Origin of the sequence: Plantactinospora sp. BC1, from assembly GCF_003030345.1 — a bacterium.
Lineage (GTDB): Bacteria > Actinomycetota > Actinomycetes > Mycobacteriales > Micromonosporaceae > Plantactinospora.
In genome coordinates this window covers 3458475-3480355 of sequence record NZ_CP028158.1, presented here as the reverse complement: position 1 = coordinate 3480355, position 21881 = coordinate 3458475, and the positions used below count along the sequence as shown (strand labels likewise).

At 74.4% G+C, this 21881-nt stretch carries 19 protein-coding genes and 1 pseudogene; 3 read left to right on the top strand and 17 right to left on the bottom strand.

What is annotated here, in order from left to right:
* The first annotated feature begins 28 nt into the window (after positions 1-28).
* On the top strand, positions 29-712 hold the full coding sequence (locus C6361_RS14970; RefSeq protein ID WP_107268109.1) for a TetR/AcrR family transcriptional regulator: 684 nt from the start codon (positions 29-31) through the stop codon (positions 710-712).
* Between the two features lie 150 nt (positions 713-862).
* Here the strand turns inward: C6361_RS14970 and nrfD are convergent, their stop codons facing one another.
* From nrfD to C6361_RS14940, 6 genes are all read right to left on the bottom strand, one after another.
* Positions 863-1894, bottom strand: coding sequence for an NrfD/PsrC family molybdoenzyme membrane anchor subunit (gene nrfD, locus C6361_RS14965; protein ID WP_107268108.1), 1032 nt, complete (start codon positions 1892-1894; stop codon positions 863-865).
* Positions 1891-2862, bottom strand: a complete 972-nt coding sequence (locus tag C6361_RS14960) for a 4Fe-4S dicluster domain-containing protein (RefSeq protein WP_107258676.1) — start codon at positions 2860-2862, stop codon at positions 1891-1893. The genes nrfD and C6361_RS14960 overlap by 4 nt, the downstream gene beginning before the upstream one ends.
* Positions 2863-2866: 4 nt before the next feature.
* Positions 2867-6154: a formate dehydrogenase gene (gene fdh, locus C6361_RS14955; protein ID WP_107268107.1), complete on the bottom strand. Its 3288-nt coding sequence runs from the start codon at positions 6152-6154 to the stop codon at positions 2867-2869.
* Between the two features lie 55 nt (positions 6155-6209).
* A complete protein-coding gene (locus C6361_RS14950) occupies positions 6210-6500 on the bottom strand; it encodes a hypothetical protein (RefSeq protein ID WP_159079330.1) in 291 nt (96 codons plus the stop codon).
* A gap of 154 nt (positions 6501-6654) precedes the next feature.
* Complete coding sequence (locus C6361_RS14945; protein WP_107268106.1) at positions 6655-7719, bottom strand: glutathione S-transferase family protein; 1065 nt, start codon at positions 7717-7719, stop codon at positions 6655-6657.
* 91 nt (positions 7720-7810) lie between these two features.
* Complete coding sequence (locus tag C6361_RS14940) at positions 7811-8629, bottom strand: isocitrate lyase/phosphoenolpyruvate mutase family protein (protein WP_107268105.1); 819 nt, start codon at positions 8627-8629, stop codon at positions 7811-7813.
* 69 nt (positions 8630-8698) lie between these two features.
* Here C6361_RS14940 and C6361_RS14935 point away from each other — a divergent pair, with 69 nt between their 5' ends.
* Complete coding sequence (locus C6361_RS14935) at positions 8699-9715, top strand: helix-turn-helix transcriptional regulator (protein ID WP_107268104.1); 1017 nt, start codon at positions 8699-8701, stop codon at positions 9713-9715.
* A 21-nt stretch (positions 9716-9736) separates the two neighbouring features.
* On the opposite strand, the pseudogene C6361_RS14930 reads toward C6361_RS14935, so the two are convergent.
* Positions 9737-10246, bottom strand: a pseudogene (locus C6361_RS14930) (GNAT family N-acetyltransferase); the annotation flags it as partial.
* Between the two features lie 132 nt (positions 10247-10378).
* On the opposite strand from C6361_RS14930, the gene C6361_RS14925 reads away from it, so the two are divergent.
* Entirely contained in the window at positions 10379-10879 is a 501-nt protein-coding gene (locus C6361_RS14925; RefSeq protein ID WP_107268103.1) for a DUF1990 family protein, read from the top strand.
* Positions 10880-10939: 60 nt separating this feature from the next.
* Here the strand turns inward: C6361_RS14925 and C6361_RS14920 are convergent, their stop codons facing one another.
* The 10 genes from C6361_RS14920 to C6361_RS14880 form a co-directional block, all read right to left on the bottom strand.
* A complete protein-coding gene (locus C6361_RS14920; RefSeq protein WP_107268102.1) occupies positions 10940-11860 on the bottom strand; it encodes a DNA-3-methyladenine glycosylase in 921 nt (306 codons plus the stop codon).
* 303 nt (positions 11861-12163) lie between these two features.
* Positions 12164-13159, bottom strand: coding sequence for a Pecanex-like protein 1 (locus C6361_RS14915; RefSeq protein WP_234359504.1), 996 nt, complete (start codon positions 13157-13159; stop codon positions 12164-12166).
* Positions 13160-13204: 45 nt separating this feature from the next.
* A complete protein-coding gene (locus C6361_RS37015; RefSeq protein ID WP_159079329.1) occupies positions 13205-13414 on the bottom strand; it encodes a hypothetical protein in 210 nt (69 codons plus the stop codon).
* A gap of 383 nt (positions 13415-13797) precedes the next feature.
* Positions 13798-14430 (bottom strand): hypothetical protein, encoded by a 633-nt coding sequence (locus C6361_RS14910; RefSeq protein WP_107258685.1) that lies wholly within the window; start codon positions 14428-14430, stop codon positions 13798-13800.
* A 309-nt stretch (positions 14431-14739) separates the two neighbouring features.
* Positions 14740-15492, bottom strand: coding sequence for a zf-HC2 domain-containing protein (locus C6361_RS14905; protein WP_107268101.1), 753 nt, complete (start codon positions 15490-15492; stop codon positions 14740-14742).
* Complete coding sequence (locus C6361_RS14900) at positions 15489-16181, bottom strand: sigma-70 family RNA polymerase sigma factor (protein ID WP_107258687.1); 693 nt, start codon at positions 16179-16181, stop codon at positions 15489-15491. The genes C6361_RS14905 and C6361_RS14900 overlap by 4 nt, the downstream gene beginning before the upstream one ends.
* A 165-nt stretch (positions 16182-16346) precedes the next feature.
* The gene (locus tag C6361_RS14895; protein WP_107268100.1) at positions 16347-17204 is read right to left on the bottom strand and encodes a spermidine synthase; all 858 of its coding nucleotides are present in this window, start codon (positions 17202-17204) and stop codon (positions 16347-16349) included.
* A gap of 73 nt (positions 17205-17277) precedes the next feature.
* Positions 17278-18249, bottom strand: a complete 972-nt coding sequence (locus C6361_RS14890; RefSeq protein ID WP_107258689.1) for a hypothetical protein — start codon at positions 18247-18249, stop codon at positions 17278-17280.
* A complete protein-coding gene (locus tag C6361_RS14885; protein WP_107268099.1) occupies positions 18246-20729 on the bottom strand; it encodes an AAA family ATPase in 2484 nt (827 codons plus the stop codon). The genes C6361_RS14890 and C6361_RS14885 overlap by 4 nt, the downstream gene beginning before the upstream one ends.
* The gene (locus tag C6361_RS14880; protein ID WP_107268098.1) at positions 20729-21874 is read right to left on the bottom strand and encodes an exonuclease SbcCD subunit D; all 1146 of its coding nucleotides are present in this window, start codon (positions 21872-21874) and stop codon (positions 20729-20731) included. The genes C6361_RS14885 and C6361_RS14880 overlap by 1 nt, the downstream gene beginning before the upstream one ends.
* Positions 21875-21881 lie beyond the last annotated feature (7 nt).

Genomic DNA, 21881 nt, shown 5'->3' with positions numbered 1-21881 from the left:
AGAAGACCCGGGTGGGAGGGAGCAGCGGGTGACCGCACGGCGGGACCGGTTCGCCGTCATCACCGACGCCGCGATCGAACTCGTGGCGGAGCTGGGCATGCGGGGGCTGACCCACCGGGCGGTGGATGCCCGGGCCGGACTCCCGCTCGGCTCCACCTCGGCCTATTTCCGGACCCGCAAGACGCTGATCGAGGCCGTCGTACGCCGCCTCGCCGACCTCGACCGCGCCGACCTCGAAGCCACCGAGCTACCCGCCGGGGAACTATCCGCCACCGAGCTACCCGCCGAGCCGGCCACCGGACCGCTCGGACCCCGGGAACTCGACCAGCTCGCCGGCCGGATAGCCGGCCTGCTCGACCGCTGGCTGACCGACGGGCGTACCCGGACGCTGGCCCGGTACGCCTGCCTGCTGGAGGCCACCCACCACCCCGAGCTACGGGAGATCCTGTCGTACGGCACCGCCTCCCGGACCCAGGCCCGCGCGCTGCTGCGCCAGGCCGGCGCCGCAGACCCGGAGCGGAGCGGCAACCACCTCGTCGCCTGCGTGGACGGGCTGCTCTTCGACCGCCTCGTCGGCGCCGGTTCGCTGACCGCACCGGCACCGGGGAGCGAGCAGAGCCGGCAGGACCTCCACCAGGCCGTCCGGACCGTACTTTTCGCGATGGCCGCCGGCCCCCCGGAGATCCAATCTCCGGCCACCGGCAGCGCCTGACCGGAACACCGAGCCCGACGGCCGGTCCGGCGCCGGGTCAGCGACGGCGGCTGGGCCGGCGCGCCGGGACGGTCCGCCGCCCGGCGAGGATCGCCGCCGCGCAGGTGCCGAAAACGATGCCGGCGAACGGTAGGAGTCTGGCCACGGCTTTCACGACCGGCGCCCCCGCCTGCCGGTGCGGGCCGCCAGCCGCTCCCGCTGCGGCTCCACCGTGTACCTCGGATCCCGGGCCGAGGCCATCCCGGCCTGGAAGATCCCGAACCGGAGGCAGATCGAGCCGGCCAGCAGCGCCGCCGCGCCGGCCGCCGTCACCGCCCGGCCACGCCCACCGCCGCCGGCCGCCACCGTGACCGCACCCGCCGTGCAGAGCAGCTTGCCGGCCCGCAGCAACCCGCCGGCCAGGCCCTGCCGCAGCGGTTCGCCGACCATGCCGAGCCGGCGCTCCATCCGGTACGCCGCCACGAGTTCGGCGGCGGTGCCGAGGACCGCCGCCCGGCGGGCCGGTCCCGCCTCCGTCGCCGGAGCGGCGAGCACGCCCAGCGCCCCCGCCGAGGCCGCCGCCGAGCCCGCGAAGAGCACCGGCAACTCCCGGTACCCGTCGTGCCAGACCGGCACGGCGGTGTCCGCGAAGAGCGTCGCGGTGTACGAGGCGACCGCCGGCCCGAGCACGGCGGCGCCGAGCGTGCCGAGCCGGCCGAGCCGGGGCAGCCGACCGGTGACCGCGCTGCCGGCGGCGAGCAGCGTCAACGGGCCGTACCCGGCGAGCAGCCAGGAGCCGACGCTCATCGGCGAGGTCACCTTGACCACCCGGAGCATGTGCAGGAACCGCTCCGGGCGGCCGAGGTCGTGCACCAGGGAGTAGAGCGAGCCGCCCAGCGCGACCGCCGCACCCGCCTTGAGGCCCCGGGCCAGCCCCGGCCGGCCGGTGAAGTCGGCCGCGGCGGCCAGGGTCGACGAGGCGCCGGCCAGCCCGCCGAGGAAGAGGTAGCCGCCGATGTCCGCCGCCTGCCAGGTCGGCGGCTTGAGCACCGGCCGGCCGTAGTACGACCGGAACTCGGCCCTCGGCACCATCAGCCGCTCACCGCGCTGGCGCCGCCCCGGGCGGCCGGCGGAGCCGATCAGCGCGTCCCGCTCCACCGGCAGGTCGGGTGCGGTGTCGAGGCGTACGTCGGTGTGGGTCATCGGCGGGCTCCGGGAAGTGACACGGCGACCAGGGCGGCGAGCAGCCCGGCGGCGACCAGTCCGGTACGGCGCCACATCGCCGGCAGGTCCCGGGTGGTGACGACCGGGTCGGGTGGCAGCCCGTACACCTCGGGCTCGTCGAGCAGCAGGAAGAACGCGCCCGCCCCGCCGACCCCGTCGTACGGGTCGGCGCCGTAGAGCCGGGCGCTGCTCACCCCGGCGTCGTGCAGGTCCGAGACCCGGGCGGTGGCCCGGGCGCGCAGCTCGGAGAGTTCACCGAACTGGATCGAGTCGGTGGGGCAGCTCTTGGCGCAGGCCGGTTCCTGGCCGACCGAGAGCCGGTCGTAGCAGAGGGTGCACTTCCAGGCCCGGCCGTCGTCCTTGCGCACGTCGATGACCCCGAACGGGCAGGCCGGCACGCAGTAGCCGCAGCCGTTGCAGATGTCCTGCTGCACCACCACGGTGCCGAACTCGGTGCGGAAGAGCGAGCCGGTCGGGCAGACGTCCAGGCAGGCGGCGTGGGTGCAGTGCTTGCACACGTCGGAGGACATCAGCCAGCGGAAGTCCATCCCGGGTACGGCGTCGACGTGCCCGTCCGGCGGTGCCGACCCGGGCATGCCGAGCGAGACGGCGGTCCGGCCGCCGGCCGCCCGGCGCAGCGCGGCGGGGACCTCGGCCGGGGCGAGCTGGGCCTCCTGCCGGCCGAGCCGGCGGGGCTGCTCGACGAAGGCGACGTGCCGCCAGCTGTTCGCGTCGAGCTGGCCGGTGTTGTCGTACGACATGCCGGTGAAGGTCAGCCCGTCCTCGGGGATCGCGTTCCACTCCTTGCAGGCCACCTCGCACGCCTTGCAGCCGATGCAGACGCTGGTGTCGGTGAAGAAGCCGACCCGTTCCGGCGGCTCGGCGTAACCGCCGGCGGTGGCCGGATCGTGTTGCTCCCCGGTCGCCTCGCGCAGGTCGGCAGACATCCGCTCACACCTCCGTACCGGTCGCGAGGGTGATCCCGGCCCGGCGCTGGTAGTCCCGGACCAGCGCCACCCGCTCCGGCCCGCGTGGCCGCCGCCCGGGGCGGATGTCGGCGGAGAAGACCTTGCTCTCCTGGATGTGCGAGTTCGGGTCGAGCGAGATCGAGCTGAGTTCGTTGGCCGCGTCGCCCCGGCTGTGCCCGTTCGGTCCCCAGTGGAACGGCAGCCCGATCTGGTGCACCACCCGGCCGTCGACGTGCAGCGGCGCGATCCGCTCGGTCACCAGCACCCGGGCCTCGACGGCGTTGCGGGCGGTGACGATGGTGGCCCAGCCGCAGTGCACCAGTCCGCGTTCGGCGGCCAGCTCGGGGGAGACCTCGCAGAAGAACTCCGGCTGCAACTCGGCCAGGTACGGGGTGTTCCGGCTCATCCCGCCCGCCGTGAAGTGCTCGGTGAGCCGGTAGGTGGTCACCACGTACGGGAAGACCTGCGCGCCGCTCTGCGAGCCGTTCGGGTGGTACTTGTTCTGCTCGTGTGGCCGCAGCAGCCGGGCCGGGTTGCGCTGCTGGCCGTAGAGCGGATTGTCCACGGGGGAGTCCTGTGGCTCGTAGTGCGCGGGCAGCGGGCCGTCGGAGATCCCGGTCGGTGCGAAGAGCCAGCCGAGCCCGTCGGCCTGCATGATGAACGCGTCGGTGCCGCGCAGCGCGGCGATCCCCCGGGCGCCGTCCGGCGGCTGGTAGTCCGGCGGCTTGGTCGGCTCGAAGTCGGGTATGTCGTACCCGGTCCACCGGCCGGCGTCGGCGTCCCACCAGACGTACTTCTTCCGCTCGCTCCACGGCCGTCCGTCCGGCCGGGCCGAGGCCCGGTTGTAGAGCATCCGCCGGTTCGCCGGCCAGGCCCAGGCCCACTCCGGGGAGACCCAGCTCTGCTCCTCGGCCGGCTTGCGCCGGGCGGCCTGGTTGATCCCGTCCTTGTACACCCCGCAGTAGATCCAGCAGCCGCAGGCCGTCGACCCGTCGTCGGCGAGTTCGGTGTACGTCGACAGCGGCCGGCCGTCGGCGTCCCAGCCGTTGATCTCGGCGAGCACCGCCTCGCCGTCCGGCTCGGCGGTCCGGCCGATGGTCGGGTAGTCCCAGGTCAGGTCGAGGATCGGCCGGTCCTTCGGATCCGTCGAGCCGGCCAGCTTCTGCCGGATGATCCGGCCCAGGTGGTACATGAACCAGAGGTCGCTGCGCCGGTCGCCGGCCGGCTCGACCGCCTGGTGGCGCCACTGGACCAGCCGGTTGGTGTTGGTGAAGCTGCCGTCCTTCTCGGTGTGCGCCGCGGCCGGGAGTACGAAGACCTCGGTGCCGATCTCTTCGGTGACGAGTTCGCCGGAGGCGATCTCCGGCCCGTCCTTCCACCAGGTGGCGCTCTCGATCATGGTGAGGTCCCGGACGACCAGCCAGTCCAGTTTGGCCATCCCGAGCCGCTGCATCCGGGCGTTCGCCGAGCCGACCGCCGGGTTCTCGCCGAGCAGGAAGTAGCCCTTGCAGGCGCCACCGAGCTGCTCCAGCACGGTGTCGTAGTGCGAGTGGCTGCCGGTCAGCCGGGGCAGGTAGTCGAAGCAGAAGTCGTTCTCCGGCCGGGCCGCCGCCCCCCACCACGCCTTGAGCAGGCTGACCGTGTAGGCCCGCATGTTCGCCCAGAACCCCTTGCGGGCGGCGTCGGCGACGATGAAGTCGGCCAGGGTCTGGGTCTTGTGCGCGTGCGGCATCGGGATGTAGCCGGGCAGCAGGTTGAACAGCGTCGGGATGTCGGTCGAGCCCTGGATGCTGGCGTGCCCGCGCAGTGCCTGGATGCCGCCGCCGGGCCGGCCGATGTTGCCGAGCAGCAGTTGCAGGATGCTGGCCGCGCGGATGACCTGCGAGCCGTCGGAGTGCTGGGTCCAGCCGACCGCGTAGACGAACTCGCTGGTCCGCTCCGGGCCGGAGTTGTCGACCAGGTGCCGGCACACCTGCCCGAAGACCTCCGGCGGGATGCCGCAGACCCGTTCGACCATCTCCGGGGTGTAGCGGGCGAAGTGCCGCTTGAGGATCTGGTAGACGCAGTGCGGGTCGGAGAGGGTCGGATCGCGGCGGGGCTGCCCGTCCAGGGCGGCGCTGCCGGAGCCGAACTTCTCGCCCCGGCCGGCGCCGTGCCCGTCGTACTCCGCCGACCGCTTCGGGTCGTCCCGCAGGCTCTGCCCGGCCGCGACCCGGGCCTCGAACTGGCTGTCCCGCTCGCCGGTCGCCGAGACCAGCTGCACGCCCTCGTACTGCCAGCTCTCCTCCCGGTAGGTGTGGCTGTCCGGGTCGAAGCCGGAGAAGAGCCCGTCCAGGTCGTCGGTGTCCCGGAACCGCTCGTGCACGATGGTCGAGGCGTTCGTGTACGCCAGCACGTACTCCCGGAAGTCCTTCTCCTCGGTCAGTACGTGGTTGATGATCCCGCCGAGGAACGCGATGTCGGTGCCGGCCCGGATCGGCACGTACAGGTCGGCCAGCGCGCTGGTCCGGGTGAACCGGGGATCGACGTGGATCACCGTCGCGCCGCGGGCCTTCGCCGCCAGCACCCACTGGAAGCCGACCGGGTGCGCCTCGGCGAAGTTGGATCCCTCGATCACGATGCAGTCGGCGTGCTGGAGGTCCTGCATGAAGGTGGTGGCACCGCCGCGCCCGAACGACGTGCCGAGGCCGATCACGGTGGAGCTGTGGCAGACCCGGGCCTGGTTCTCCACCTGGATCACCCCGAGCGCGGTGAGGAGCTTCTTGATCAGATAGTTCTCCTCGTTGTCCAGGGTGGCGCCGCCGAGGCTGGCGATCCCCATCGTCCGGGCCACCCGGGTGCCGTCCTGCTCCTCCTGCCAGGTCTCCCGCCGGGTCCGGATGACCCGCTCGGCGATCATCTCCATCGCGGTGTCGAGGTCGAGGTCCTGCCAGTCCGTGGCGTACGGCGGGCGGTAGCGCACCCTGTCCAGCCGGCCCGAGTCGGTGGTCAGTTGCAGCGAGGCGGCGCCCTTCGGGCAGAGCCGTCCCCGGCTCACCGGCGAGTCCGGGTCCCCCTCGATCTGCACCACCCGTTCGTCGCGGACGTAGACGTTCTGCGCGCAGCCGACCCCGCAGTACGGGCAGACCGACTTCACCACCCGGTCGGCGTCGGCGGTCCGGGCACGCAGCTCGGCACTGTGCCGCGACTTCGCCGCGGCCGCCCGCCCGGTCCGGTCCGGACCGGTGAGCTGCCGCCAGACCGGCCACGAGCCGATCGGTAGACCGCGCACCTGCGCCTCCTGTCGTCGATGGCCGCCACCGAGCCGCTGCGGCGGGACCCGTTCGCTACCGGTCGGGTCGACCCAGCCCGTCGGCCCGGGCCCGGTCCCGCATCCAGTCGTGCACCTGCCGGGACGACGTCGGGTTGAACTCGCGCGGGTTGACCAGCGTCTGGGTGCGGGACGGCAGGACTCCGGGGCGCTGCCGTTGCGCCCTCGTCACCGTGCCGCCGCCGTCGGCCGGGAGCCCGGTGCCGACCAGGTACGCCTGTCCGGCCGGGATGCCCAGCTCGGCGCCGATCTCCTGGTAGCTCCGGCCCAGGCCGACCAGGCGCAGCACCGCTTCCTTGCTCGCCATGCCGCCCCCGTTCGCCGCTCCGGCCGGTACCGACCGCTCGACCGGCAACCACCGACAATCCTCTCATTTCACCCAGGCCACCGGAGTCGGTTCGCCGGCAAGGAAGGGCCCCCGCCTGTCGCTTACGGCACAGGCGGGGGCCCTTCCTGACGATTCAGCCGGCCAGCGGGGTGTGCCCGGCCGGTACGGTCTCGTCGGCCGGCGGCGGTGGCGGCGGGGTACCGTCCCCGAACGGGCGGCCACCGAGCGCCTCCCGGCCGTGCGGCTCCAACCAGTTCCGCAGGTCCGGCCCGGCCGGCACGATCCCGGTCGGGTTGATGTCCCGGTGCACCTCGTAGTAGTGCCGCTTGATGTGGTCGAAGTCGATGGTGTCACCGAAGCCGGGCGTGCTGAACAGATCCCGGGCGTACGCCCAGAGCACCGGCTGCTCGGAGAGCTTCTGCCGGTTGCACTTGAAGTGCCCGTGGTAGACCGCGTCGAACCGGACCAGCGTGGTGAAGAGCCTCACGTCCGCCTCGGTGATCGTCTCCCCGACCAGGTAGCGCTGCCCCTCCAGCCGGGCGGAGAGCCAGTCCAGCCGGTCGAAGAGCCGCCGGTACGCCTTCTCGTACGCCTGCTGGCTGCCGGCGAAACCACACCGGTAGACCCCGTTGTTGACGTCGGCGAAGACGACGCCGTTCACCTCGTCGATCTCCTCGCGCAGCGCCTCCGGATAGAGGTCGGGCGCACCGGACCGGTGGTACGCCCGCCACTGCGTCGACAGGTCGAGGGTCATCTGGGCGAAGTCGTTCGTCACCACCTGCCCGGTCGGCACGTCCACGATCGCCGGCACCGTGATCCCGCGCTCGTAACCGGGGAACCGGGCGAAGAACGCCTCCTGGAGCCGCTCGATGCCGAGCACCGGGTCCCGGCCGCCCGGATTGAGGTCGAACGTCCAGCTCCGGGCGTCGTGGGTCGGCCCGGCGATCCCCATCGACAGCACGTCCTCCAGCCCGAGCAGCCGACGGACGATGATCACCCGGTTGGCCCACGGACAGGCCCGGCTCACCACCAGCCGGTACCGGCCCGGCTCCACCGGATAGCCGTCCCGCCCGTCGGCGGTGATCCGGGTCGCGATGTAGCGCTGGTCCCGGGTGAACTCCCCACCCGGGTTGACGTAGCTGCCGTCGGTGGCGTTGCCGCCGCCGCTCGCCCTGCTGCCCTCTGCGGTGTTCGACATTCCACCATCGTTCCCCAAACTCTCCCCGGATCCACCGCCGAACCTCGGCGAACCCGCGCCCGACCCCGCCGGCACGGGATCGCTGCGGGGGTCAGCGGCGCATCAGCTCGTTGACCGCCCCGTAGTCCAGGGCACCGGCGAGGGCGTCGTAGCCGCCCGACCCGTACGCCTCCTCGGCGGCCCGCCGGACCACCGCGTACGCCGCCTCGGCCACCGCCGAGCCGAGGCTGACCCGGGCCACCCCGAGCCGGGCCAGCTCGGGTACGGCCGGCGCGCCGGGACCGGCGAGGATGTTCAGCGGTGCCGGAATGCCGGCGACCAGTGCCGCCACCGTCTCCGGGTCGACCACCCCGGGCACGAAGATCCCGTCGGCACCGGCCCGCAGATAGTGGGCCGCCCGGTCGAGGGTCTCCGGCACCCCGCCGGTACCCCGCAGGAAGGTGTCGATCCGGGCGTTGACGTACAGCGGAATCCCGACCTCGTCCGCGACGGCCCGGGCGGCGGCCAGCCGGGCCGACTGGTCGGCGACCTCGCGCAGCCCCGGCCCGCCGCCCGGCGCCGCGTCCTCCAGGTTCACCCCGACCGCGCCGGCGGCCAGCACCCCACGGACGGTCTCGGCGACCTGCTCCGCAGTGGCCCCGAAACCGGACTCGATGTCGGCGGTGACCGGCACCGGGACCGCCGAGGCGACCCGCCGGACGAGTTCGGTCGCCGGCTCCCGGCCGAGGACGTCGCCGTCCGGGGTGCCGAGGCTCCACGCCACCCCGGCGCTGGTCGTCGCGACGGCCCGCGCACCGGCCGCCGCCACGATCCGGGCGCTCGCCGCGTCCCACGCGTTGACCAGGACCACCGGGTCGGCGGGGACGTGCAGGGAACGGAACAGTTCGGCGCGAAGACGTTGATCACTCATGGTCGGTAGTCTCCGCCGCCCGCACCGGTCGCCGTATTCTTTCAGTTCTGCCTAAAACGAGAGGTCGACGTGGTCTCCATCGGTCTGCCGGGCGGTGCCGTCGCCCGGATCCGCTTCGCGGTCTCCTGCCTCTGGGAGGTCGCGACAAGCGTCCGGGTGCTGCGCGACGCCGGCGACCACGCCGTGCACCTGCCCTGGGCGACCCGGGTACGTCCCCGGCTCGTCGACGCCGGCCTGATCCCTGCCCTGACCGGGCCGCTCGGGCCGGGTGGTGCCGGGACAGCCGGTGGGCTGCTCTGGCAGTTGATCCCGGCCCGGCCGCACTACCTGCCCGACTTCCTCACCCCGGCACCCGAGGGACTCACCCCGGACCTCGACACCGAACTCGCCACGCTGCTCGCCACCCCGGCCGAGGTGGTCCGGGCGGACCTCGACGGCTACCCCGGCCGGGACGCCCCGGCAGTACGCCACCTGCACGCCGACCCGGCCGACGGGCTGCGCCGGCTCGCCGACGAGATCGTCCGGTACTGGCGGATCGCGCTCGCACCGGACTGGGCCCGGATCCGCCTGCTGCTCGACGCCGAGGTGCACCACCGGGCCCGGCGGCTCGCCGCCGACGGCGCCGCCGGACTCCTCAACGACCTGCACCGGCAGGTCCGCTGGGAGGGGGAGACGCTGGCCATCGCCCAGCAGCACTGCACCGCCGCCGACGTGCCGGACGGCAACGGGCTGGTGCTGATCCCGTCCGTCTTCGTCTGGCCCTCGGTGGCCAGCGTCGCGGCCGGCCCGGCGCCGCAGCTCGCGTACCCGGCCCGGGGCATCGCCACGCTCTGGGAGACGCCCCGACAGGCACCCGACAGCCTGGTGGCGGTACTCGGCCGGGGCCGGGCCCGGGTACTCGCCGAGATGCGCTCACCGGTCTCCACCACCGAACTGGCCCGGCGTACCGGGCTCTCGGCCGGGGGCGTCTCGCAGCACCTCGCCGTGCTCCGGGCCGCCGGGCTGGTGGCCACGCACCGGACCGGCCGGACCGTGCTGAACAGCCGTACCACCGTCGCCGAGGCGCTGCTCTCGGTGGCCGGCTGAACCGTCGGCGGGGCGGCGGTACTTCTCCAGATAGACCAGTCCGGGGCCGGTGTCCAGCGGCCGGTGCGCGTAGTCGAGGTACCCGTGCCGGCGGTACAGCCGCAGGTTCTCCTCGCTGTCGGCGCCGGTGAACAGCTCGAACCGGTGTACCCGGTCCGGGCAGGCGGCCTCGACCGCGTGCAGCAACCGGCCGCCGATTCCCCGGCCCTGGAGGTCGGGGGCGACGGCGAGCCGGCCGATCAGCCCGGTCCGGTCCTGGAACCGGGCCCGGACGGCACCGACGAGCCGGGTACCGAGCCGGGCGACCAGCACCACGCCGGTCCCGGGCGGCCGCGCGAGTACGGCCCGGATCTCGGCCAGCGTCTCGGTGAGCGGCGGCAGCGACGGATCGGCGTAGCGCTGCGCCTCGCTCAGATAGGCGGCCCGCTGCACGGTGAGGATCTCGCCGGCGTCGGCCACCGTCGCCCGTCGCACGACGATCGGGCCGGGCGTGGCGGTGGTCTCCGGCAGGGGATGCTGCGGCGAGGACATCCCCGCAGGCAACCAGCTCCGCCCCGGGCCCGACCACCCCGGCCGGCGGGCGTCCCACCGGTTAGGCTGCCGAACGGACCGACGCCGTATCCGTGGCGCCCGGCGGGGTCCCCCGGGGAGGAGGGCCAGGCGATGCCCGGACTGACCTATCCGGAGGTCGGCGCCACCGGCACCGGCCGGCTGCCGCCCGGGTACCGGCACCTGCGCTACCGCGCCGCCCTGCCGGCGGGCGCGTTCGAGTCGGCCGGCGAGGCGGTGCTCACCTGGCGGATGCACCGGGCGATGGGAGTGCGGATCGACGCCAGCGCGCCCCGGGCCGAGCCGGGCTGCACGGTCACCGCCGGGCTCGGGCTGGGCCGGCTGCGGCTGTCCGCGCCCTGCGAGGTGGTCTGGGCGGTACGCGACGACCACCGGGCCGGCTTCGGCTACGGCACCCTGCCGGGACACCCGGTACGGGGCGAGGAGGCGTTCCTGGTGGAGCGCCTCGACGACGGCGGGGTCCGGTTCACCGTCACCGCCTTCAGCCGGCCGGCCGGTCCGCTCGCCCTCGCCGCCGGTCCGCTGTTGCCGCTCTTCCAGCGCGGGTACGCCTGGCGCTGCGCCTCGGTGCTCCGCCGGCTGGCCGCCCGCTGACCGCAACGGCGGTCGGCGGGCCAGCGGGGGTCCGCTCCGGTGAACCTCTCGGTGCGGCGGTCAGAACCGGGCGAAGGAGCGGAGCGGCATCCGTGGACCGAACCGGGGCGCGTGGTGGCCACCGGCCTCCAGCAGCCGGCAGACCCGCCCACGGTGGCCCCGGAACGGCTCCAGCAGGGCCAGCATCCGGGCGTCGTCGCCGCGTACCTCGCCGGCCAGCGCCCAGGCGACCATGTTCGGGATGTGGTAGTCGCCGACGCTCACCGCGTCCGGGTCCCCGAAGGCGATCCGGACCACCTCGGCGGCCGTCCACGGGCCGATCCCGACGATGGCGGTGAGCCGGCGGGTCGCCTCGACCGGGTCGGCGCACCGCTCCAGCCGGTCCGCCTCGGCCGCCGCCCGGCGCAGCGTCTCCGCCCGCCGCTGCTCCACCCCGAACGGGTGGAACACCCAGTACGGCTGACCGGCGATCACCGCCGGCTCGGGCGGGACCCAGAGCCGGGGCAGCGGCCCGGGGGCCGGTACGCCGAACCGGCGCACCGTCGCCGAGTACGCCCGGAACGCCTCCTTGCCGGTGACCTTCTGCTCCAGGATCGCCCGCAGCAGCCGGGGGAAGATCTGCCCGGTGGCCGGTAGCCGCAGCCCCCGGTGGGTGCTGGCGAGCCGCCCCACCAGCGGGTGCCCGGCGGCGAGCCGGTCGAAGCCGGTCAGGTCGTCGCGGAACCCGGCCACGGCGTCGGCCCGGTCCACCACCCAGCCACCGCCCGGCCCGTAGCCGTCGGCGACCAGGTCACCGCCGACCCGGCGCAGCGCCAGCGTCCCCGGCCCGTCCGGGGTACGGCTGGCCCACCAGAAGGTGCCGTCGACGAACCGGGCGCAGGGGTCGTGCACCCCCATCGCCAGCGACCCGACCGAGCCTTCCAGGTGGTAGTGCTGCGGCGGGCGCAGCAGCCGGCTCGCGGTCGGCCCGGTGGCGGTCACCCGGACACTCTGCCACGCGGGACCGGGCAGCCCGCAACGGCGGGCCGGTGGGGGTGCCGGGCCCGGGGAGTGGGCGCGGACCGGGCCCACGACGGGACGGCACCGGAACGCCCGTGCGCGTTCCGGTGCCGTCCGGCCTCAAGCGGTGTCAGGTGGGTCCGAGCCGGTCCTCCTCCTCTCGGTCTCTCGTCGTCGGACTTCCCTGCTGGCGGCGGGGGTTGGGGACCAGTTGCCGCCGGTGGTGCGGGATGTGGCGGGAGCGTTTCACCGCTTCGGCCGCCGGCCGGCCCGAGCCGGCCGGGATCACCTGACGGTGATCCGCACTACGTCGAAGGCCGGCACCTGGTTGGCGCGGGTCATCATCGGGATCCGGTGCGAGCCGTCACCGGCCCACACGGCGCACTGCGCGGTACCCCGCTGGGTGAGCCCGGGCACGGTCACCGTGACGGTGTCCGGCCGGGCACCGCCCCGGCCGTCCTCGGTGGCCACGAAGAACGCCGGGACCGGCGCCGGGTCCGGCGCGGAGCGGCTGCTGCCCAGCATCCGGCAGGCGGAGTGGAAGTGGCCGCGGACCAGGCCCTCCTCGGTGAGGAAGGAGCTCTCCTTGTAGTAGCCACCCTGCCCGGCCGGCAGGAACCGGTCCCGGACCAGGTTGCGGGTGCTGACCTGGAGCGTGAACTGCTGGTTGACCCGGACCGAGTTCGGCGCCTGGGTGATCAGCAGAGACGGGTTCTGCTCCGGGGCGCCGACCTCACCGAACGCGGTGCCGACGCAGCGGGGACCGTTCTGGAAACCGTCGTGCGTCTGGAGATCGCTGTCCGAGCAGTCCGCGCCGAGCGGCTCCAGCGCGGCCGGGTTGCCCGGCGCGGAGCTGCTGCTGGTGCCCGGGCTCGGGGTGCAGTTGGCGCCGCCACCGCCCGGCCGGCCGCGCTGGGCCAGGGTGCCCGGCTCCTGCCCGTCACCGGGGTGCTGCACGGCACCGTGGTCGTGGTACGACCGGGTCTGCGGCTTCGCCGCCGTGCCCGGGCCCTCGGCGGCGGCCGAGGAGGACGGGTTCGCCGTGCCCGGGGCGCCGCTCGGCGCGCTGGTCGACGGCGCGCTGGTCGCCGGCGCCGGTGCGGTCGGGCAGGGCTTGGCCGCGGAGGGCCGGTTGCGGCCCCAGGTGCCGGCGTTCGAGACCTGGGTGACCGTGACGATCGCGCCGAACACGCCCAGCGTGGCCAGCACGGCGATCAGGCGCTTGTTGCGTGGTGGTCGGTTCGAGCGCCGCCGTGAGGAGCGGACGGGGGTGTTCTTCACGTGGTGCCACCTCTTCCTTAGAGGATTGGTCAGCGAGGTCGGATTTCAGCGGGACCAGGCTGGTGGTGCCGACGACCGGAGGGTCCTCGGCGGGTGCGGGATGCTGGGCGGGCCGGCGACGAGGCGGGCCCGGATGCCGGCGATCGGCGCGCTGTCGACCCGGCGGGGGTCACCGGGCGCGGCGCCGGCCACGGAGATCGGCGAAGCGGAGGGACGATCGTAGTCGCCGCGTGGCAACGCGTATATCGTCTCCATCTTCCCGCCTTTCCGAATATTCAGCCGGTAACGGTGCGAAAAAAACCGTACGGAATGCGTTGGCTGAGAGTCAAACCGTGGTAGAGAAGATAGGGATCTCTTGAGGTCCACTTAAAAGGAAATTATGTTTCGGAGAGCTAACCATCGGCGGCGCCGCCGGACCGGTCGCCGGAACCGGGCGCCGGTGGCCGGCGTGACCCTCCTCAGTGGCCGGTCGGGCCTGCCCGGACAGGCCGCGACGCCGGCCCCGGACCGGGCCGGCGTCGCAGCCGGACAGCGACGGTTGCCGCGCGTCGCGTCCGGGACCACGGCGGCGACCGACCGCGCCTACCCTGGCAACGGCCGGCCGCCGGGTCTGTGGGGCAGCACCCGTGGATCGACGGTCAGTAGCTGGGCCCGCTCTGTGCCTCGCCCTCGGCGGGCGGCGGGGCGACCGGCTTCGGCGTACCGGTCGGCAGGCAGCTCAGGTTCTTGGTCCCGGTCGGGGTCACCACGAACCAGGTACCGCCGACGCCCTGGCCCTTCCACTGTCCGGGCTTCTTGTCACCGATGTAGCGGTACACCGGCCAGCCGCCGATGGTGATCTGCCGGGTGCCGTCGGGCCGGAGGACCGTGCCGACCTTGTCGGCGGCGACGCCCTTGAGATCCGGCGTGCTGTTGGTCAGCGCCGCCGGCCACACCCGGGCACACTCACCAACGCAGGTCGTCTTCGGCGGCTTCGCCGAGTCCCGGTCGAAGCGGTAGAGCACCCAGCCCTTGTCGTCGGTCACCACCTGACCCATCCGGGGGACCCGCTTGCCGACCAGGCCGGCGGTGACGTCCACATCGGCCACCTCGACGGGCTGCGGGGTCGGCTCGGCGGTGGGTTCGGCGGTCGGCTCGGCGGCAGCGTTCGCCGCCGGCTTCGCGTTGTCGGCGGCACTGGTGTTCGGGGTGGTTCCGGCTGGTGCGCAGGCCGTCAACGCGGCCAGCGCCGCGCCGGCCAGAACGACGCCGGTACGCTTCGTCGGTGCCACGTCCCCTCCTCTGCTGGACAGGTTGCCGGGAAGTACGGCCACCTCGGCCGCCCGGTTGAGGCAATTCGTCGTGGACAATTTCACAGCGAAAACGTTGAACTGCTGCCGCGTGCGGTACGTACAAATCAGAAGCCGTCGTGACCACGTGCTTCCCGCCGCCCGGCAAAGCCCCCGCGGTGCGGTACGGCGTGATTCGGGCGCGCAATTAACCGAGCCGTGGCGTCGCCGGGACCACATCCGGGTGGGCCGGCTCGGCCCGGTCCGAAATTCCGGGATCGCGCGCCCGACGCACGACCCGGGCCGTGCCCGTCAGGCCGGCACGGTCACCAGCGGGTCCACCGACCCGTCGTCGTCGATCACCTGCACCTGGAACCCGACGATGTCGTCCAGGCCGCTGGAGGTGGCGGTCTCCAGCATCAGCGGGTTGGGCTGGGTCTTCGTGCCGTAGCCGCCGGGTGGCACCCTCCAGCTGGAGAGCGCCTCGGTCCTGCCGTTCTTGTGGATCGCCACCAGCCGGCACACCTTCGGGCCGGACAACCCGCTCAGCGCGTAGGAGACCCGGGTGCCCCAGGGCGTCGAGCCGAGGATCAGCTCCATGCGCACCCCGCTCTCCGGGTCGGTGGCGGTGAACCGGTCGCCGGTCGGTGCCGGCCGGCCGGTGGCCCCCGGGCTGGCGGTGACCGTGCCGACCGGCGGCTGCGCGGTCGTCGTGCCCGGGTCGGCGATCCGGGTCCCGGCGAAGAGCGCCAGGCCGGTCAGCATCGCCACCAGCACCACACCCGCCGCGAGGCTGTAGAGCCGCCGGCTGCGGGCCCGCCGCCGGTCCGCGCCGACCGCCGAAACGACCCGCTCGAAGAGTGCGCCGTCGGACTCGACGCGGTCGGCCGCCATCAGGTCCCGGCCGTCGACCTCGCCCAGCATGTCCACCACCGGCAGCAGCGACTCCAGCTCCAGCCCGCACTGCGGGCAGCTCGCCAGGTGCTCCTCGAAGCGCAGGGTGTCGCGCTCGTCCAGGACGCCGAGCGCGTACGACGCGACGTCCCAGTGGATCTCGGCGCTCACTCGGTCACCCCCCGCTCCACCAGCGCCGCCCGGAGAGCCCGGAGCGCGTAGTAGACCCGGGACTTCGCGGTGCCGAGCGGCAGCCCCAACTCCTCGGCGGCCTCCGGCACCGTGCGCCCCCGGAAGTACGTCGCCACCAGCACCTCCCGGTGCGGCTGGCTCAGCGTGCGCAGGGCGTCGGTGATGGTCATCATCCGCAGCACCCGGTCCGTGTCGTCGGACTCGGAGAAGCCCTCCAGATCGCGGTCGTACGTCTCGGCGGGTCGGGCCTGCTCGCTGCGGTGGTCGTCGATCACGATCCGCCGGGCGACGGTGACGAGCCAGGGACGCAACGACGACTGGCCGTGGGTGCCGAGCCGGTGTGCGTTGCGCCAGGCGCGTAACAGCGTCTCCTGCACCACGTCCTCGGCGCGCTGGCGGTCGCCGCCGGTCAGCCGCAGGACGAACATCAGCAGAGGTTTGGCATGTTCCTCGTAGAGCACGCGAACGAGCTCGTCGGAGTGCCTCGTCTCGGCGGGGGTCGAATTGTGGCGGCCGGCAGCCGGTCGCGGTGTCACCGGCCCATCATTCCGTCCGGCCGGCCGCGCGTCGAGACTTTTCCGGTACCGAATTGACCGGCGTTGCGAGGCAGCGCACATTCGCCCCGGCATGACCGTGTCGCCATACCATCCGCCGGCTACCGCCTGCATCCCACCCATACCTCCGCGTCGAAGGCGCGTGAGCCGGCCCCCCGCCTGGGGTCCGGTCGATCCCGCCGCCGAGAAGTACGGATCCCGGGCCGGGCCGGATCAACGCGGCTCGGAGAAGTTGTGCCGGAGCTGCACCTCGGCAACCGGGACGTCCGATGTGTCCGGCTAGCGGGCGATGTCGAAGCTCCCCGGCGGGGGCGGTGCGGAGGGTCGGGCGGCGCTGTCGACGACCACCCGGGCACCGTCGGCGAAGCGGTCCAGGTCGGCACCGGCCAGCACCCGGCCGGGGAACCAGTCTCCGGCGGTACGCCGGACCAGCTCCGGCACCGGCAGTTCGGCCCGGCTGGCGGCCAGCACCAGGTTGCCGTACCGGCGGCCGCGCAGCACCGCCGAATCGGCGACCAGGCAGACCTCGGGGAGTACGGCCCGGAGGGTGGCGACCTGGGCGCGGGCGTACCGCAGCGGCGGGCCGTCCGCGACGTTGACCACGTGTACGCCGCCGGGGCGCAACACCCGGGCCGCCTCGGCCGCGAACTCCACCGAGGCCAGATGTGCCGGGGTGCGGGCGCCGGCGAAGACGTCGGCCACCACCACGTCGTAGTCGCCGTCCCGGATCGTGCCGAGCACCTCCCGGGCGTCGCCGACCCGGACCCGCAGCCGGGGGTCGGTCGGCCAGGGCAGTTTCTCCCGGACCAGGTCGACCAGGGCCGCGTCGACCTCGACGACCCGCTGCGTCGAGCCGGGTCGGGTGGTCGAGAGATAGCGGGGCAGCGTCATCGCCCCACCGCCCAGGTGCAGCACCCGGAGCGGCTGACCGGCCGGCGCGACGAGGTCGAGCACGATGGCGATCCGGCGGACGTACTCGAATTCCAGGTGTGTCGGGTCGGTGAGGTCGACGTGCGACTGCGGCGCCCCGTCGACCAGCAGGGTGTAGGAGCCCGGCCGGTCCGGGTCCGGGCGCAGCTCCGCCAGACCGCTCGCCACCTTCACCGCGAGCGCGTCGGCCCGCCGTTTCCGCCCCACCGGTGAAGTATCGCCGCCGGGCCTCCCGACCCGGGCGGCGGCCGGCGGGAACGAGCCGTTGCTACACCTGGCGTCAACCGGTGTAGGCCGGCGGGGCGGCCCGGGTGGTGGCCAGGGTCAGGGCGCGGTGCAGCAGCCGGCCGTCGCCGAGCCGGGCCCGCAGCCGGCGTTCCAGCCCGGCGATCGGGATCAGGTTCTGCGGGGCCCGGGGGTCCTTGTAGGGGGTGGAGGCGAACTTCGGCAGCGTGACCAGGGAGAGGTTCGCCAACTCGATCGCCTGCTGCTCGGCCAGCTCGGCCGAGCACTCGACCCGGACGATCCCGGCCCACGGGCCGCGCCCGGAGCCGGGCAGCCGCAGATACCAGGAGTAGCCGCCCCAGGCCGTACCGAGCCGGAAGACCGGGGAGCGTTCCCGGGCGGCCAGCCCGGTGACCAGCGCCGTGTGCCGGGCCTCCAGATATTGGCTGTGCTGCGTCTTGATGTAGCCGAGGGTGCGCGGCAGTTGCCGCCGGCTGCGCAGCGGGCCGTCCACCACCAGCAGGTCGCCGTCGTCCCGGACCGCGCCGGAGACCTTCACCTCCAGCGCGGTCAGCGGCCCCTGGACCGCCGCCGGCAGCTTGCTCAACTCGCCGGTCCCGCTGAGCCGGTGTACGGCGTACCGGATCTGCCCGGCGACCACGTCCTGCGCCGACGGGCTGGCGGTGAATAGTCCCCGCTCCACCTCGGCACCGGCCAGTTCGGCGGCGCCCCGGCGCAGGTCGCACCGGACCACTCCGGCGGCGTACGAGGCGGCCAGCCCGGGGAAGGAGGTGCCGTCCGGCTCCTCGGTCCAGACGCTGGCGTCGATCCGGCGTACCCCGTCGACCAGCAGCACCACGTCCGGCGGCTCGATGCCGTCCGGGGCGGCGAGCGGGCGCCACTCGTCGGCGGGCAGCTCGACGTCGGTCTGCACCTGGGCGCTGCTCGGTGCCGCCGGGCCGCCGGCCGCCTCGAACGAGGCACCGTAGGCCGGGTCCCAGGCGTCGACGAAGAGCCGGGTGCTCACCGGCCGGTCCGTTCCACCCGGGAGCTGCGGGCGTCCTTGCGTACCTCGAACCGGACCGGGATCCGTTCCGCCAGCGCCGGTACGTGGGTGACCACCCCGACCATCCGGTCGCCCCGGGCGGCGAGGTTCTCCAGGGTGGCGGCGACGGTCTCCAGGGTCGCCGCGTCGAGCGTGCCGAAGCCCTCGTCGAGCACGATCGACTCCAGGCTGGCGGTGGTGGTGGAGAGGCCGGCGAGCTGCTCGGAGAGGGCCAGCGCCAGCGCCAGCGAGGCCTGGAAGGTCTCCCCGCCCGACAGGGTCCGGACCGCCCGGCGCAGCCCGGCGTCGTGGTGGTCGACCACGAAGAACTCGCCCTTGTCGTGCGCCAGGTCGTACTGCCCGTCGGTGAGTTCGCGCAGGATCCGGGAGGCGCCGTCGACCAGCATGTCGAGCGCCTCGGCCAGCAGCCAGCGCTCGAAGTTGTTGGCCCGCAGGTGCCCAGCGAGGGCCTTGGCGACCCGGGACTCCCGCTCGTGCCCGGTCCGCCGCTCGGTCAGCTCCCGGGCCTGCTCCCGGCGCTCGACCAGCCGGCGGTGCTCGGCCTCGGCCCGCTCGACGGCGACCACCGCCAGCCGGACCGGGTCGGCGTCGTCGGCCGGCCGGTCGAGCCCGACGGCGGTGAAGAGCGCGGCGATCCGTTCCGCGACCGCGTCGACGGTGCCGTGCGCCTCGGTCACCGCCGAGGCGGCGCCGGCCCGGCTCGCCCGCCGCTCCTCGCCGGCCCGGGCCGCCCAGTCGGCCAGCCCGGCCCAGGCGGCGGTCACGTCCGCCCGGTCGGCGGCCGGTGGACCGAACCGGGCCACCCCGTCCCGCACCGTGTCGAAGGCGTGCCAGGCGCCCCGCAGCCGCTCCTCGGCCGCCTGCACGCCGGCCCGGGTCCGCCGGGCCGTCTCCCGGGCCGCCCGTACCGCCCCGCCGGCCGCCTCCAGGTCCCGCCGGAGCCCGGCGAGCAGGTCGAGCCGTTCGCGCAGTGCGGCCGGGCCGGGGGAGTCGGCGAGCCGGGCGTCGAGGTCGGCGAGCCGGGCGGTCAGCTGCTCGTGCCGGACCCGGGCCTGGTCGAGGGTGCGTTCCAGCTCCCGGGCGGCCCGGTCCCGCTCGGCGACCAGCCGGTCGGCGGCGTCGGCGGCGGCCCGGGCGGCCTCACCGGCCTGCTTCGCGGCGGCCACCGCCGAGCCCTCCGGCAGCGGCGGCACCTCCGTCACCGGCTGGGTGCAGACCGGGCAGGGCGCCCCGGCGTGCAGGTGGGCCCGGAGCGCCGCCGCCCGGTCGGCGGTCTGCGCCTCCTGGTAGGCGGTCCTGGCCGCCTCCAACTCCGCGCCGGCCCGCGCGGCGGCGGCCCGGGCCGCGTCGAGGGCGGCCACCGCCGCGTCGTGGTCGGCACCGGCCGCCTCCAGCGCGCCGGCCAGCGTCGCCGCCTCGCCGGCCACCTGCCTGCGTTCGGTGTGCGCCTGTTGCAGCAGCCGCAGCGCCGCCGGGTCGCCGGCACCGGCCAGCTCGCCCCGGAGCTTCTCCTCGCGTTCCTCGGCCACGGTCACCGCCGCCGACGCCTCGGTCGCCGCCTCCCGGGCGGCCGCGACCGCGTCGGCGACCACCGCGAGGTCCCGGGGCGGCCGGACCCGGGCCAGCTCGGCGAGTTCGGCGTCGAGGGCGGCGAGCCCGCGCTCCGCCTCGGTGGCGGCGGTACGGGCGGCCCGCAGCTCGGGTACGGCCGCGTCGACCCCGTCGGCCAGTTGCCGCATCGCGTCCACCCGCCCGGCCGCGACCGCCAGCGTCTCGTCGTCGATCCCGGTGAGCCCGTCCAGCATCCGGTCGACGGCCTCCAGCGCGGCGTCGGCCCGGGCCGCCCGCGCGGTCGCCCGCTTCTGCACCTCCTCGTAGACGCCGAGGCCGAGCAGGTTGACCAGGATCTGCTGCCGGGTCGCCGGCTTGGCGTGCAGGAAGTCGGCGAACTGCCCCTGCGGCAGCAGTACGCAACTGGTGAACTGCTCGTACGGCAGCCCGACCGCCTCCAGCACCGCGTCGTCCATCTCGGCCGGGGTACCGGCGACCACCTCGCCGAGGTCCTCCGGGCTGAGCCCGGTGTCCAGCTTCGTCACGTCGAAGCCGGGCGGCATCAGTTGCAGCCCGGCGTTGCCGGTCTTGACGTTGCCCCGGCTGTCCCGCCGGACCACCCGGGTCGCCACGTAGCGTGCGCCGGCGGACTCGAAGACCAGCCGGACCCGGGCCTCGGCCGCCGACGGGGCCAGCGCGTTGGCGATGCCCCGGGCGCCGCCCCAGCGCGGCACCGTGCCGTAGAGGGCGAAGCAGATCGCGTCGAGCACGCTGGACTTGCCCGAACCGGTCGGCCCGACCAGGGCGAAGAAGTCCGCGTCGGTGAAGTCGACGGTGGTCGCGTCCCGGAAGGCGGTGAAGCCGGCCAGGTCGAGCCGGAGCGGACGCACTATTTGGTCGCCTCCTCGTAGAGTTCGTCGAACAGTTCGCGCACCCCGTCGTCGGCCTGGCCCCGGCTGGTCAGATAGTCGGCGAAGAGTTCCCGGGGGGAGCGCCCGGCCCGCTGGGCGGCCCGGCCCGCACCGGCGGCCGGCAACATCTCGGGGTCGATCCGCACCTCCAGGGCCCGGGGGAGCAGCTCCTGCACCTCCTCGCGCAGCCCGGCTCTCGGCGCCTCCCGGACGTAGACCCGCAGCCAGGACGTGCCGTCGTCGACCTTGGCGAGTTCGGCCAGGGTGCCGCGTACGGTGCGCAGCGGCGCCGCCGCCGTGATCGGCACCTCCCGGACCCGGGCGGCGGTCCGGGTGCTCACCTCGACGATGCTGACCGAGGGGCGGTTCTCCTCCTCGCCGAAGTCGATCGGCAGCGGGCTGCCGCTGTAGCGGATGTGGCAGGGGCCGAGCACCTGCTGTGCCCGGTGCAGGTGACCGAGCGCCACGTAGTGCGCGTTGCTCGGGAAGACCGAGGCCGGTACGGCGTAGTTGAGCACGGTGTGCGCCTCCCGCTCGCCGCCGCCGGTGCGGGCGCCGACCACGGTCAGGTGCCCGGTGACCAGGTGCACCCGGTCGGGGGAGTCGAAGCTCTCGGTCAGCCGGCCGAGCACCCGCCCGACGTGGTCGGCATAGGTCTGCACCGCCTCGGCGGCGGTCAGCTCGTACATCTCGACGGCGCGGACCGCGTACCGCTGGGAGAGGAACGGAAGCGCGACCAGCCGCCACGCCTCGCCGTCGGCGGTGGTCCCGTCGACGACGTGCTCGGCCGGGTTGTCCCGGACGCTGCCCCGCAGCGCCACCCCGGCGGCCTCGGCCCACGGCCGGAGCGCGTCCAGGGCCGGGCCGTTGTCGTGGTTGCCGCCGATCGCGACGACCTGGGCGCCGGTGCGGCGCAACGCGGAGAGCGCCCGGGTGACCAGCCGGGTCGACTCGGGGGTCGGCGCGGCGGTGTCGTAGAGGTCACCGGCGACGATCACCAGGTCGGGGGACTCGGCCTGGGCGACCTCGACCACCTGGGCGAGGGCGTCGCGGTGTTCGCCGACCCGGGACTGTCCCTTGAGGACCTTGCCGACGTGCCAGTCGGAGGTGTGCAGGATCTTCACGGTCGCC